Annotated in this window: 10 protein-coding genes; 5 read left to right on the top strand and 5 right to left on the bottom strand. The window is 41.6% G+C overall.

Annotated features, from left to right (window positions below):
- Positions 1-73: 73 nt before the first annotated feature.
- The 3 genes from AAEZ00_RS10060 to AAEZ00_RS10050 all read right to left on the bottom strand — a co-directional run bounded on the left by AAEZ00_RS10060 (position 74) and on the right by AAEZ00_RS10050 (position 4,308).
- Complete coding sequence (locus AAEZ00_RS10060; protein ID WP_351088619.1) at positions 74-2,914, bottom strand: immune inhibitor A domain-containing protein; 2,841 nt, start codon at positions 2,912-2,914, stop codon at positions 74-76.
- The gene (locus tag AAEZ00_RS10055) at positions 2,914-3,228 is read right to left on the bottom strand and encodes a hypothetical protein (RefSeq protein ID WP_351088618.1); all 315 of its coding nucleotides are present in this window, start codon (positions 3,226-3,228) and stop codon (positions 2,914-2,916) included. The genes AAEZ00_RS10060 and AAEZ00_RS10055 overlap by 1 nt, the downstream gene beginning before the upstream one ends.
- Before the next feature lie 480 nt (positions 3,229-3,708).
- Entirely contained in the window at positions 3,709-4,308 is a 600-nt protein-coding gene (locus tag AAEZ00_RS10050) for a YhgN family NAAT transporter (protein WP_101033501.1), read from the bottom strand.
- Positions 4,309-4,627: 319 nt separating this feature from the next.
- Between AAEZ00_RS10050 and AAEZ00_RS10045 the strand changes: the two genes are divergently transcribed.
- The 3 genes from AAEZ00_RS10045 to hemN all read left to right on the top strand — a co-directional run bounded on the left by AAEZ00_RS10045 (position 4,628) and on the right by hemN (position 8,585).
- Positions 4,628-6,214: a metal transporter gene (locus tag AAEZ00_RS10045; RefSeq protein WP_124012947.1), complete on the top strand. Its 1,587-nt coding sequence runs from the start codon at positions 4,628-4,630 to the stop codon at positions 6,212-6,214.
- Between the two features lie 56 nt (positions 6,215-6,270).
- A complete protein-coding gene (locus tag AAEZ00_RS10040; protein WP_101033497.1) occupies positions 6,271-7,020 on the top strand; it encodes an NRDE family protein in 750 nt (249 codons plus the stop codon).
- A gap of 188 nt (positions 7,021-7,208) precedes the next feature.
- Positions 7,209-8,585 (top strand): oxygen-independent coproporphyrinogen III oxidase, encoded by a 1,377-nt coding sequence (gene hemN / locus AAEZ00_RS10035; protein WP_101033495.1) that lies wholly within the window; start codon positions 7,209-7,211, stop codon positions 8,583-8,585.
- Positions 8,586-8,686: 101 nt separating this feature from the next.
- Here hemN and add read toward each other — a convergent pair whose 3' ends face one another.
- On the bottom strand, positions 8,687-9,682 hold the full coding sequence (gene add / locus AAEZ00_RS10030; RefSeq protein WP_124012946.1) for an adenosine deaminase: 996 nt from the start codon (positions 9,680-9,682) through the stop codon (positions 8,687-8,689).
- A gap of 214 nt (positions 9,683-9,896) precedes the next feature.
- On the opposite strand from add, the gene AAEZ00_RS10025 reads away from it, so the two are divergent.
- The gene (locus AAEZ00_RS10025; RefSeq protein ID WP_124012945.1) at positions 9,897-11,702 is read left to right on the top strand and encodes a DUF885 domain-containing protein; all 1,806 of its coding nucleotides are present in this window, start codon (positions 9,897-9,899) and stop codon (positions 11,700-11,702) included.
- A gap of 63 nt (positions 11,703-11,765) precedes the next feature.
- Entirely contained in the window at positions 11,766-12,734 is a 969-nt protein-coding gene (locus AAEZ00_RS10020) for an alpha/beta fold hydrolase (RefSeq protein WP_124012944.1), read from the top strand.
- On the opposite strand, the gene AAEZ00_RS10015 is transcribed toward AAEZ00_RS10020, so the two are convergent.
- The gene (locus tag AAEZ00_RS10015) at positions 12,706-15,189 is read right to left on the bottom strand and encodes a putative bifunctional diguanylate cyclase/phosphodiesterase (RefSeq protein ID WP_124012943.1); all 2,484 of its coding nucleotides are present in this window, start codon (positions 15,187-15,189) and stop codon (positions 12,706-12,708) included. The two genes, AAEZ00_RS10020 and AAEZ00_RS10015, sit on opposite strands and share 29 nt — an antisense overlap.
- Positions 15,190-15,606 lie beyond the last annotated feature (417 nt).

The following is a 15,606-nucleotide window of genomic DNA, read 5'->3' as shown; positions in this document are numbered from 1 at the left end:
ACCCTATCTCATAATCTAATGTTATTAATTTAAAACAAAAAACGCCCTTATGGGCGTTTTTGTATTGTTAGGATTAAACCCGCTTACGCCAGTATCCTAACAAGCTCAGCATCAACACACTTAACCAACCCAAACTACCACCACCGCTATCACTGTCTGTTGTAACTGGCGTAGCAACAGTCTCTATTGACGCTAATACGTTTACGGCTTGGTTGACCGTAACAACATTACCAACAGAGTCTGTGGCCACTAACGTAATGGTATAAGTACCTGCTGCTGTATAAGTATGGCTTGGGTTTTGCGCCGTACTAGTACTGTTATCGCCAAAATCCCATAGATAAGTCAAATGACCAAAACCTTGGCTAGACGTGTTAGTCAACATCACAGTAAATTCAGTTTGAGATAAAGAAAATGCCGCTATAGGCTGAATAACCACGCGTACTGTTTCTGTTGCCGTCACAGTATTACCCGCACCATCTTTGACAATAACACTGACAATATAGTCGCCCGATACAGAGTATGTGTAACTTGGCGCAGTATCGGTACTGGTGGCACTATTTATCCCAAACGACCATAGGTAAGTGTAATCACTGCCGCCACTGACCACCGCATTAAAGCTCACATCAGCACCAATGGCTTGCGCATTAATGTCGGCCGTAAGCGTAACGGGTGGCAATACGCTGCTATCAGACAAGGCAAACTCAATGGTTGCTGTACTGCTGTCGTTGGCTTGCTCGGTGATTTGTATGGTAAAGCCTAACTCAGGCAAAATAATACCTGACTGAGGTTTTAACGGCGCACTGTAGTCACGATTGTCATCAAATAGTGATTCTGCCGCTAAGTGGTTGTCACCGCTATAACTACTTTGGGCAAATAAGCTAAATGTTGCATCGCGAATTTGCACATCGGTAGGCTGACTGCCAATCAGGTTTTGGTCTGCATCTACCACACCAATTAGCCCTTTTCCGGGATGCGATGACACATTGTTATCGGTTTGATTAAAGTTTTCTAACCACAACAATATACCCGCTTCATAGTTGTCATAAACCAGCCCAGCGTCTACACCTTGGTGGCTGCGTAATTGCACAATGTAACGTCTTGCTTTACCAGGAAGGTTATCTTCAATGCGGCTAAAACCAGATAAGGTTGCCACGGCGTTAGTTTCGGCTCCATCGCGATAAAATGCCGTGTCTTGGTTGGTTAATTGAATATCATCAATCGCCATACCATAATCGCCAACGGCTTCATCGGTTTTGTACACCACACTGATTTGCACATCACGACCGGCATATGCGCTCAAATCAAAATTTAGGTCCACCCAAGAATCGCTTCCATACGCGGTACTGATGTCGCTCGACTTACCGCTAATCGAATGTTTTACCGTAGGATAAACTGAATTTGTATTGTTCGTGTGGTTACCTTCTATGGCAACGCTATCAACCAATACCTGCACATAATCATAATCATCTTCAATATCCCAATGGGCTTGAAAAGATAAGGATAACGGCGTCGCTAATGGTAATGTCACATCAAATGACATGGCATTATTGATCAGGTTGCCTTGACCTGAATAATATTGATATTGACCGGTTAATGGCGCTTTAAACGTAATGTCCTCCGCAGGGAGCGCGATTGATAGCTGGTTTACCGCATCAGTATTAACAGCATGATTAAGCTTCACAGCGGTACCGCTGCTGGTTAAATCGGCCAGTGATATATATTGTTCATTAACCCATTTACCCTTGTATTTTTGCTGTAAGAAGGATTTTGCATACGGACTCAAACCACTGGGTTGAGCACCCGCAATGCTACCCGTCCAGCTACCGCCAGACATCAACGACCAAGAACCTACGGGTGAACCGTCGCCGCTATTAGTGGTGTCATACTCATCCGGCAAGCCTAAATCATGACCAAACTCGTGAGTACATACTCCTGCAGCAGAATCGATAGGCTGCACGGTATAACCAAACACCTTAAGACCGCCACGGCCAGGAATGATATAACCATTGGTATTCGAATCGACATAAAAACGGTGCGACCAAATGGCATCAGTACCTAACACTCCGCCACCCGCTTCTTCACCAATGCTAGAATGAAATAGCATCACGTGATCAATAATACCATCTGCTTCATCATAATTACCGTCGCCATCTATATCAAAAGGGTCTTCAATATCGTATTGGGCTAATTCAAGGTCAGTCATGTTTTGCACGGCTTTGGTCACCGCTTCTTTGACGAGCTCAGGTACTGCCTTGTCATTTTCATCAACATCATTACCACCGTAATAAGCGGCATTGTTGTCTGCGGTTACCCAGTCTTGCACTTGGCCGGTAAAATAAAAGCTATTACCCGACACGGCCTGAAAATACTGATAAGCCGATTGCAGAGTTTGATTACTTGGGCCTACAAAACCGCTTTCTGAAAATAATAGTTGCTGATAATGGGATGCTGGAAAGCTGCTGTAATACATGTCGGTATCACCAGCCTCAAGTTGGTTAGCATCGTGTGGTAAGTCTGGAAAGTCCACCAATACAGCTAAAACCTTTACTGTTTTGGTGATATCTTGATCGGCTAAGACTTTGTTATTGGCCGCGGCATATTGAGCACTATTAGTGTTTTTTTGCGCTGAGCGTTTAATGCGCAGTTGCTCAGCTTTGACTTCAATAGTGGCAGGTTTAAACCTTGTATGACGACCTCGACTCACAAAGGCATCAACAGCGGCTTGTTTAACGGCCTCACTGGCGTCGGCGCTCACTTCACCACGTTTAATCAACCAATACAGCACTTGTTGTTCATTAATTAACCCGCCATCAGCAGGTGTACCCGTTTGCGGAGCCGCAAGTACTGCCATGCTAGTGCATGCAAGCAATAACGTTGAAATGGCTAACCCTTGATATTTAGTCAACTTACTCATTACGACTTACCTGTATTGGGTGTTGGTTTATGGCATTTTTCAAATGCTTTTTGGCGTTTAGTGATGTAATCAGCAACAATTTTATCTATTTGTGCTTGATCCATATCGGCGGTGATTAGCCCTTGGGCCCGCAAATTTTCAGTTAATTTAGTGCGATCACGTAAAGGTGGCATCCCGCTAGGGCCACAATCTTTAACTAACGGTTTGACTACCAAAACAGTGGCCGCTTGTTCGTCTGCCGATGCTGCCGACTGATTTTGACACCCTTGCAAGGTCATAAAAACCAGTCCCAACGTGACGATAATGTATTTCATAATTCACCCCAAACAATAATGACATAACATTAACAGCTGCAACTGCTGGGTTACAATTAAGTTAGACATTCTTTAATGTAAATGTATCCGTTCGATTAAAAATTAATAAAAAAGGCTATTAAGCTAGCTTCAGCAAACAAAAAGCCGACTCTGTCGAGTCGGCTTTTTACCTTCACTGGGAATAAGTGCTGTGGCAAATTGATAAAAGCGGCTTACTTTTTATCCATTTCAGAGCACACTTGCCATTTTTTTGCTAACGAGGCGTATTGACGCGTCAATAGGGACCTATTGTAACTCGATACTCGTTCGATCACGGCACAAAGGGCTGTTTTATACACAGCTTATTATCCAGAGTTGAGGTGACCTATCAATAGTCAGTCTATTACAAGAGACATCAACGCAGTGAGCGAGAGAAAACGGCTGCTTGATAATCGTTTAGTATCCCTAGAGTTAACTCAGTGTTATATCTCTCGGTAAGGATTAGCTTAAGCCACTGTGGGTAATGTATTTTGATATCCCATCAAGTAACATTTGTACTGATATCATCACCAATACCATTCCCATTAACCGCTCTACCGCTATTAAACCTTTCTCACCAAGTATGCGAGTAAACAACTTATAAAACATTAAGATAAACGCACTCATGCCCCAGGCAGAAACTAACGCAATCGTCCAATCCGTCATACGGCTGTTGTCAGTGTGCGCCAGTAATATCAATGCCGCTAAAATAGACGGACCCGCTATCAACGGGATCGCCATCGGGACAATAAAAGGCTCTTCACCTGCTGCCATTCCGGCAACGCCACCCGGCGAGGGGAAGATCATTTTGATCGCGATTAAGAACAGGATAATACCACCGGCAATACTGACGGACTCAGTACGTAAGTCCAGAAAATTAAGGATGGCTTCACCGGTATACAAAAATGACAACATAATGACCAGCGCAAACAACAGTTCACGGATTAATACTTTACGGCGCTTTTTGGGATCAAGATGGCGCAATATGGAAGCAAATACAGGTAAATTACCCAGCGGGTCTATAATCAAGAACAGCATGACGGCTGCAGAAAAAACATCCATGGACGACAATCTTTTAATTAACGAAATATGGGCTACATTGTATACTCAACGCAGTAACATAAGCGATGCAGATAGCCAATTTATTGATGACTTTAGGGCTATAGCCGCTAATAATTGTAAACAATTTCACATGATAAATAACCAGCCAACAGTTACCAACGCAATGATCTTATGAACTTTTTTCTACTTTATCTTCAATGACTCGATCTATATTCACAACTAACCAAGTGTAATTTTTTCAGCTTGAAATATTCACACACTACAATACTGGTTTAGAATGTTATACTGCGTTGTTTTTTTCGATTGATTTCTGGATAACATGCTCTATCTAATCGCTAGCTGTATTGCATTACTGTTTGGGCCTCTTTTTTACCGCTTCTTCTCGTCAGGTAGTGGACTTCAAAAGGGCTTAGATGGATTTATTTTCGTCTCCCTTGGCGGACTAGTCCTCATTCATATTTTGCCGGAACTATTGGAGCATGGTGGGTTTATCACGCTATTGTTTGTCATGCTTGGCGTTTGGGGCCCTACGGCCAGTGAAAAGCTGTTTCATCGATATTCAGAGATCACTCACAACATCACCCTCACATTAGGTATTGGCGGACTGCTGCTGCATACCATGACTGACGGTGGAGCCATGGTCTTGGCACAACAAGAAGGTAATTCGGCACTCCTTGCTTTAGGCGTGATCATGCATCGCTTACCTGTTGGTGTCGCTATTTGGTGGTTACTCAAGCCTCAAGTTGGCACTCGGTGGGCTAGTGTGGTTTTAGTTGCCATGATGATATTAACCAGTGTCGGTTACTTTGCTGGCGAGCATTTATTGACTCAATTAAGCCTTGAAAACACCGTTTACTTGCAAGCCTTTGTTACGGGTTCAATTTTACATGTGGTGTTACATCAGCCTCACGGCCACCAAGATGAAGATAAACAGGGCCAATATCAGTATCAGGCAGGTATCGGCAGCTTACTTGGTCTAGGACTATTGGCTTTATTACTCCTCATGGACACCGGCGGCCACGAACATGCTCATCAAAATCATGGTTCAGAACAATTCGTTAGTTGGTTACTGACAATTTCACCTATTTTATTAGGCAGTTACTTTATTGCTACAGCTCGGTTCGCATCAGGATTACGACCATCTCATTCCTCCTTAGGGCTGCGTTGGTTACAGCGTTTAGCTGGACCAGAAGCATTATTAATTACCTTATTACTGTTAGGCCCTTGGTTTGCGCTTTACCAAGCGCTGGGGTTATTGACCATTGGGGCACTAATGACCCTGACGCAAGTGGATCTGACGGACCCGCATCCAACCTTATCTGAGTCACCATGGCATTTTGGTTTTAGCCAATTAGTCGACCGCAGTGCACCATGGATTATCCTCAGCTTAGTATTGGCAAACCTCATCGGTCATCCATCGGTTCCGTTACAAAACCCTGCATTGCAAGTGTTTATTTTACTCTTAGTCTTTTTACCGATGCGTTTTTGTAATTTAGGCACGGTGATTTTAGCCCTTGCTTTGGCTTACAGTGGTTGGAGCCAAATTGCAGTGGCCTTTACCTTATTGGCCGCACCCGTACTCAGTATTAGCCAATTGAAGTTAATGAATTGGAAACAAGGACTCATGTTAGGCGGTATTTTACTTGTAGGGCTAATGGTGGCAGATCAATTACCCCTGAGCTCGTCATTAACATTACAACTGCCTGATTCAGCTAATATTATTGGCTTAGTGGCGATCGTTTTATTGTTTGGCGCCAGCTTACTTCGACTTGGACCTCGAGATTTTTTAAGCCGTTTGATGATTAACTTAAAATCAGCACCACATACCCATGATCAAGACCATCACTCAGACACCCAGGGCTCACATCATCACGACTCAGCTTCGACACATAAACATCATCATTAATCAGGATCTATGAACTAGGTTATGATGATGGTGTCGACATATTTAAAGGGGCAGCTATGTGTATTTTATTTATTGCCGTTGAGGCGCATCCAGATTATCCCTTAATCGTCTGTGCCAATCGCGATGAATTTCATCACCGAGCAACCGAACCCGCCTATCGTTGGGCAACCATGCCAGCTATTATCGCAGGACAAGATAAACAAGCCGGCGGAACATGGATTGGGGTCAATGAACAAGGTCAATTTGCTGGGTTAACTAATATTCGTTCAATCGAACAACAAGATGGCGTTCGCAGTCGCGGTGAATTAGTCGTTGATGCACTCACAAAACATCATATCAATAGCCAATGGCTCATTGAACATGCAGACAATTACAATCCGTTTAATTTAGTTTTCGAACAACACCAACAACTCTTTTGCTTTAACAGTAAGATGTTAACCACGACTCGGCTTACTTCAGGTTTTCACGCCGTGAGCAACGGGGCATTAGATGATATATGGCCTAAGATGGCTAAAGGTCAACAGCAGCTTCAAAACTATATCAACCAGATGCAATCACCTTGCATAGACCAATTACTGGCGATCATGCGCGATACCTCGCAACCAAGGGATCAAGATTTACCTCAAACGGGCATTAGCCTTGAATGGGAGCGTCGACTGTCCTCTATTTTTATCCAACATGAAGCATACGGCACTCGTTCAACCAGCATTGTATTAAAACACCGCAGTGGTAACGTGCAATTTACTGAAGTGAGATACGATGGTAAGGCACGTAATTTAGGGACTCAACATATTAATCTTGCCTAAAAAATCTACTTTGTCTGAAATACAAACCGTGATCTGTTGCACAGTCTGGTCATTATCCCATATCAGCTATCGCTAAACTTCACTCGTCGCCATAAGCAACATTCATTTTTACAACCTAGATCAAGGTTATTTGATTACGAACATTGCATACTTCGTATGTTGCTAATTTACCCATTGGAGGACACGCCTTGAAGCAGCCCACTCAGATTAGTTGGGATCAGTCGATGATCGAAAAATACAATTACAGCGGTCCCCGTTATACTTCTTACCCGACCGCACTAGAATTTGACGATGCCTTTACTGAGCAAAATTTACTGACATCAATTAAAAATAGTAAATCAGACAAACTGTCGCTTTATGTACATATTCCATTTTGTGCCAAGCTTTGTTACTACTGTGGTTGTAATAAAATTATTACTCGTCACTCACACAAAGCCGACCAATACATTGAGTATCTGGCCACTGAAATTATTAAACGTGCCCCACTATTCAAAAATTACACGGTAACCCAAATGCATTGGGGTGGTGGTACACCTACGTTTTTAAGCCCAGAACAAATCCTTAAACTGAGCAAGCTAATTAAACAACACTTTAATTTTGCAGACGTTGGTGAATACTCTATTGAAGTCGACCCTCGAGAAATCGAGTTAAGTATGTTGGATACCTTAAAAGAAGCTGGGTTTAACCGAGTGTCTATTGGTGTGCAGGACTTTAATAAAGAAGTACAAATTGCCGTTAACCGCGAGCAAGACGAACAATTTATTTTCGACTTAATGGCTAGGGCAAAAGCACTAGGCTTTGTATCTACTAACGTCGATTTAATTTACGGCTTACCGCTGCAAACACCAGAAACGTTTGCTAAAACTATAGCCCGAATTATTGAGCTTTCACCCGATCGCTTATCTGTCTTTAACTATGCACATTTACCATCGCGTTTTGCTGCACAGCGTAAAATTAAAGAACATGATATGCCGGCTCCACAACAAAAATTAGATATGCTACGTCAAACAATAGAATCATTAACGGGTGCCGGTTATCAATTTATTGGTATGGACCACTTTGCCAAACCCAATGATGAGCTATCAAAATTACAAAACACCGGTAAATTACATCGTAATTTCCAAGGTTATACCACCCAAGAAGAATGTGACTTACTTGGATTAGGGGTGTCATCTATCAGCCAAATTGGCGACTGCTATGCCCAAAATCAAAAAGATATTCGTCCATATTACGAATCGATTGATGCCAATGGTCATGCATTATGGAAAGGTTGTAGCTTAAATCACGATGACGAAATTCGCCGTGCGGTGATTAAACAAATTATCTGTCATTTTGATTTAGACATGGACAAAATTGACCGTAAGTTTGCGATTAACTTCGAAGAATATTTTGTGGAAGATCTGAAATTATTACAAACCTTTATCAATGATAAACTGGTCGATATCACAGATCGCAAGTTAACAATAAGCCCGACCGGTCGACTACTTATTCGTAATATTTGCATGTGCTTTGATGTGTATTATCGCCAAAAAGCCCGTCAACAACAGTTTTCAAGAGTAATCTAAGCAACTGTTTATAAGCAATATAATATAAAAACAGCCAGCATTTGCTGGCTGTTTTTGTAAACTAATCTTATTAGACTGCTTTTATATCGTCGTTGACGCTACTACGCTTTTTTGGCATATAACGCTTTGCGGTCACTATCAGATATAAAGGCCATTTCAACACCATTACGTTGCAATGTCGCCAGCTGGCCATCACTTAGACCCATTTCAGATTTAACCACACGGTACTCGTGAGCAATATCAATCGCACTCACCCCTGGGTCGTCAGTATTGAGTCCAATCAATACCCCCGCATCCATAAACTTATGCAGTGGATGAACAGCATAATCTTTAACAGTAGAGGTATGTAAGTTGCTGGTTGGGCACGATTCTATCCCGATCCTGTGTTTGGCAAGATATTCCATCAATTTAGGATCCTGAATCGCATTCACGCCATGACCAATACGTGTCGCGCCTAATACATTAAGAGCTTGCCAAATACTTTCAGCCCCTGCCGCTTCACCAGCATGAGCGGTGATCTGTAATCCCGCATCTCGAACACGCTTAAAGTGTTCTGTAAACAAATCGCCAGGGAAACCGAGTTCATCTCCAGCTAAGTCCATCGCGACAATACTGTCACGGTGAGCGAGTATGCCTTCAAGCTCTAAACGGCATTTCTCTTGTCCAAAAGAACGCGACATAATACCAATTAGGTTAATGTTAATATCATGCTCTTTGACACCGGCACGCACACCATCGATAACGGCTTCAACAACGCCTTCAATGGCTAAATTATGATTCATCGCCATGTAATAAGGACTAAAGCGCAATTCAGCGTAATCTAACCCTTGCGATGCTGCATCGACAACATTCTCATAGGCAACACGTTTCACCGCGTCAAGATCGGCTAATACAGCAACCATCCAATCTAGTTTCTTCAAAAAATCCATTAGGTTGCTTTCTTTACCTTGGATTTGCACAAATGGCGCAAGCTCTTCTAGTGAATTAGCGGGTAATTGAATACCATGTTGATGGCCTAATTCCCAAATAGTCTTTACGTTAACATTACCGTCTAAGTGTCGATGTAAATCAACTAGCGGAATGGTTTTATCTATCATAATTAACCCCTATAAACTTACCCTGCCATTAGTTTAATTTTGTCGGTCAGAGAATCGTTTTCAGTTTAACATGTATTGAGACTAATTCTGATGAGCAATGTTTTTTCTGGAATCTATCACACCAAAAACTCATGCTAATTTGTGATGTGTTTTTTATGCTTAAATCGGGCATACTCTAATACTGACAAAAAGGTTAAATAATAAAGGACTATTAATGCGCTTGCTGATCCTACCGGCACTGATAATATTAACTTTATCGGCTTGTAATAGTGTTACCACGACTCAGATTGATAGCCGCGTCACTCGCCAACAAACGCAGATAGATCCCAATTTACAAGCGATTATAGACCAGAGTTGGGCAGTTAATTTAGCTTATTCACCGATGTTAGCAGCCAGTTTAGGTGACGCTTCTGCCGCAGGAATGCTTGACGATTTATCTGCTCAAACATTAGCGAAAAAATACCAACAGACCCTCGAAAATCTCAAAAAACTTAAACAGCTTGACCGAAAGCCGTTATCAAAATCCGATGTCATCAATGCTAAAATTTTGCAGGATCAGCTGCAAAATGAAGTCGACCTGTATCGTTTTCATGACCACTATTTACCTATAACGGCTGAAAGTGGTTTCCATGCATATATCGCATCGATTGCTAAAGCTCGCTTCAGTAGCGTTGAAGATTATCAGCACTATTTAGCTAAACTTAAACAATTACCACGCCATTTTACCCAGCAAATATATTGGCTCAAACAAGGCTTAGCCGCTGGTATCACCCCAGCAAAAGTCACCTTAAAGGGTTTTGAAGACAGCATTAGCGCTTTTATTGTTCCGGTTGAAACCAGCGGTTACTTTACGCCGTTTACCCATTACCCTGATCATTTTAGCGCGTCAGAAAAAGAATCGCTGACCCAACAAGGTCGAGCCACTGTAGCGCAAATCGTACTACCGCTGTATCAGCAGTTTTATGATTTTATGACTCAAGAATACATTCCTAATGCACGAATAAACATTGCCGCTTCCGCCTTGCCTGATGGCTCGGCTTTTTATCAAAACAGAGTTGAGTATTACACCACACTGCCAATGACCGCTGAAGAAGTCCATCAGCTTGGATTACAAGAAGTCGCTCGTATAAGAGCAGAAATGGAACAGGTTATTAAAGACGTTGGCTTTAAAGGCAGTTTTGCTGACTTTTTAACCTTTTTGCGCACCGATCCACAATTTTATCCTAAAACAGCTAATGAATTACTTAAAGAAGCGGCGTTTATTGCCAAAAAAGCCGATGCTATATTACCTAAATATTTTGGCAAATTACCACGGACGCCTTATGGCATTGAACCTGTACCTGCAGAAATAGCGCCAAAATACACAACGGGACGCTACTCAGGTTCAAACCGTGACGACGAGCCCGGCTATTATTGGGTGAACACCTACGCCTTAGATAAGCGACCGCTTTACGAGCTTGAAGCATTAACCTTACATGAAGCGGTTCCAGGGCATCATTTACAGATATCATTGAATAAAGAACTGACTAATTTACCCAACTTTCGGCGGTACAGTTATATCTCTGCGTTTGGTGAAGGCTGGGGCTTATATTCAGAATATTTAGGCGTAGAAGCTGGGTTTTATCAAGACCCCTACAGTAACTTTGGCCGCTTAACCTATGAAATGTGGCGTGCGGCCCGTTTAGTCGTCGACACTGGCATGCATGCTAAAGGTTGGAGCCGCCAACAAGCGATAGATTTTATGGCCAGCAATACAGCCCTTTCAATGCACAACGTCACCACAGAAATAGATCGTTATATTTCTTGGCCAGGCCAAGCACTGTCATACAAAATTGGTGAATTAACCATAAAACGCTTACGCGCTAAAGCAGAAAAATCATTAGGAAAAGATTTTGATATTAGACAGTTTCATGATGCCGTTTTAGAGAATGGCTCTATCCCGATGTCAGTACTAGAGCAAATGGTTGATGAGTTTATTGCTCGTCAACAAGCAATGGTAAAAGAAGCGAGCAGCGTGTAACAATATAGATGAACGCGTCGAAATTAAACACTATTTAAGATTATAACAAGCTGGCTTATAACAATGCATTACATGAAATTTTCATCCGAATTAAAGCTCAATACCAGTGATCAGCGACACTTTTGGCAACAAGTGCACCAATCGAGTTTCTGCACCCATAACGGAATAAAAATTGCTTATGCGATGATCCAACATCCTAATAATCAACGCGCAATAGTGATCAGTAATGGCAGGGTCGAATCCTATGTGAAGTATCAAGAATTGATATACGACTTATATCAACAAGGATTCAGCGTTTACGCTTTAGATCATCGAGGCCAAGGGCTGTCAGACAGACTCACCCATAATCCACATCAGGGTTATGTTGAGAAATTTACCGATTATACGGATGACTTTGCTCAATTTATTGATCAGGTCGTGCGCCCACAGCTGCATGAAGAGTTATTTATCATAGCTCACTCAATGGGTTGTACTATCGCGAGTGACTATCTAAATAAATACCCGCAAACGTTTGCTGCAGCAGTATTTTCAGCACCTATGTTTGCTATACGTCTACCTTTTGCTCAATCGGTTGTCCGTTGGTTAGCTCAAAAGCTCGATAATAATCGCATTGAAGCAGGCAAAGTACACAGTACCTTTGTGCTAGGTGGAACGCATTACCAACCAGATAGTTTTAAGCGTAACAAGCTCACTCATAGCCCATTTCGCTACCAGCACTATCGCAACGTATTCGAGGATACCACCGAGGTACAGTTAGGCTCACCGACCAATCATTGGTTGCTTGAAGCAATGAGCGCAGCACACAGATGTATCAACTATGCTAAACATAGCCAAACCCCAATACTCATCTTACAAGCAGAAAAAGACACTATTGTCTGTAATAAGGCGCAAAATCAAACATTAAGCACTCATTGTCATAAGGTGGTGATTGAAGGCGCATATCACGAAGTGTTTATCGAGAGCGATAGCATGCGTAATATTGCACTTTCTCATACTATCGATTTTATGGCACAACACTCAACGATAGCTTAGTGTTAATTAACTGAATAATATCGTCATGATCTAGTGGCCGACTAATGATATAACCTTGAAACCAAGTACACTTCGCCTGTGTCAGTAAGTTGAGTTGTTGCTTATTTTCAACCTGTTTAGCGACAACAGGGAAGTTCAATTTGGTCGCAAACTCAACTACAGCACTAACAATATTAAAGCTTTCGGGGTTATATTCTATATCTTCAAGATAAATAGCAGCTAACTTCACTTGTGAAAAGCCAATACCTTGCAGTTGATGAACGGCACAAGAACCACCGCCAAAATTGTCCATCGCAATATTGATACCGTATCGTTGTAGCTCGGAAATTTTGTTTTTTGCCACCTTAGCATTGACCACAAATATGTCTTCCGTTAGTTCAAATTGAAGTAATTTCGGTGATATTTGCGCAGCATTAATCCTGCTAATAATGACATTTACGAAATGATCTTGATGAAAGTGGCGCGAAGAAATATTTAATGACATTAATGGAATGGTTGCATTGGTTTGTTGAAGTAATTGTATCAACTCACAAACCTTATCTAATGCCCATAACTCTAGCTCGAAAATACAATCGGATAATTCAGCTGCAGCAATAAATTTACGTGGACTAATATAGCCATACTGAGGGTGATACCAACGCATCAAGGCTTCAACGCTATTAAGTTGTCCAGCCCGATCGACAACAGGTTGATACACCAATGACATCTGTTGGTTGTGAATAGCAACTTTTAGTTCATTTTGTAATTTAAAAGGTTGTACTTGATTCTGCTCAAACTCAGGTCGATAAATGGCGCAACCATTAGAGCGGCTGTCTTTTGCTTGCTCTAAAGCGCTATCAGCACGAGCCAATAGCACTTGAGGTTCTAATGACTCAATACCATCAAAAATCACTAAACCAATTCTGGCCGAAATAGACAAGTTTTGCTCTGAAATGGTATAACTACGACCAATTAGCTGCCTGACTTCACTTGCTAATGCTAGTGCACGCTTGTTTGCTTGATCGATTTCATTACCAAAGTTTTTGGCCAGAATAACGAATTCATCAGCCCCGAGGCGTGCAACTAAACCAGTACTAGAAAACGTAGCTGATAAGCGCGCTGCTATTTGCATTAACAATCTGTCACCAAGTTGGCGACCCAAAGCATCATTAATTAATTTAAAGTTATCTAAATTAATCATCAATAGCGCAGAGAATTGACCGGTCTTGCGGCTTAAAACCTGTGAATCATAGAGTTGATCGGCTAGTACATCACGATTAATTAAATCGGTAAGGCCATTATGACCTTGCTTATCATTAGCAACACGTTGGCTTTTAACATCACCAGAAACATCTGTAATGGTGCCGATAATCCGCGATGGCCGACCTAACTCATCCCACTCAACTATTTTTCCACGATCAAGAATCCAAATATAGCGGCCATCTTTATGACGCAACCGGTGAACGCTTTCATAATATTCATGTTGGTTACTGATGTAGTTCTGTAAAGTATTTAATACCTGTAGCTTATCACTAAGATGTAAACGAGATTCCCAAACAGAATAGTCATTATCAAGCTCGTAAGGTTGGTAGCCTAAGATGTCTTTCCAGCGATCAGAAACAAACACATCTCCAGTAGAAATACACCAATCCCAAATGCCATTTCGCGCGCCCTCAACCGCAAAAAGCCAACGTTGCTCAGCATCATTAAGCCGTTTCTTGCTTCGAGATAATCGACCATTAACCTGATTTAGATAATCACGTAAGTTAACCAGTTCGGTTGATGCACACATAATATCAGTGTTGAAATCCGGAGAATCAAGGTTTTTAGCTGCTTGGCTTAACTGAATTAACGGTCGTATCAGTAAGTAATGCAACATGAAGCAAAATAGTGACAAAAATAAAGCACCAATCCCCCAGATCTCAATAAAGCGCTTTAAGAGGCGATCAACCGATTCTGATAAGGTATTGGCAATGTCATATTCTAGATAAATTAGATCTACTGAATTTGAATAACTATATCGAGAACTAGCGTTTAAAGGATAATAAGCCTGTATGGATAATCGATCGAAATTGACCTTAAAGTAAGGTTTATTGTTGGCGATAACACTTCCGTGCAAATCAGCAGAATAGCCTTCCAATACGTTAGTAGCATTACTCTCACGCCAAATAATATGATTAGCGAATTGAATTTCACTAGCAGAATCAAGTATCACATACACCATCATATTTTGATCTGTTGAAACTAAAGCAACCTCCTGCTCTAACCGTTCAAAATCTTGCATCAATAAAGATGATTCAACCACGTGACGCATTCTAAATAAATCTTTCTGAATTTGCTCTGATTGTGTTGATGCAAGCTGATCTTTTAGCTCCGCATGCTCATAGAAATACTGTCCACATACCAAACCAAGGTAAAGGATAAAAATACACACAGGAACCAGTATAGTCAGAGAAAGATTCGGCAAACGAGGCAAAATAAACCCACCCAATGAAATATATGAAGATATGCTAGCGGTAATCTTATCAATAAGTAAAGACAGTTATGTCTCCTAATAGCACATACAATATAAAAACTTATTATTTATTAGTAGCTTTAAATCGATCTACACACTCTACCCTGTTTGACTGGTAAGTGTAATTTTATTTACGCATATATAGCATATCTGATATATAGAAAGGATTTACTCACGCATGGGCATATTCGACAAACTGCTGTCCTGTTTTGGCTAGTAACAAACTCTACACCATAAATTGCAGCGAAGCTGTTAAATTGCAGACGTAAAAAAGCCCGCTATATAATAGCGGGCTGTTTCACTACTCTTTCGAGTAAATTAGGCGCCTGGAAATGACCTACTCTCGCATGGGGAGACCCCAAACTACCATCGGCGCGA

Source organism: Shewanella sp. S1-49-MNA-CIBAN-0167 (assembly GCF_040310145.1).
Lineage (GTDB): Bacteria > Pseudomonadota > Gammaproteobacteria > Enterobacterales > Shewanellaceae > Shewanella > Shewanella psychromarinicola.
The sequence above is the reverse complement of the archived record's forward strand: the minus strand, read 5'-3'. Positions and strand labels throughout refer to the sequence as shown.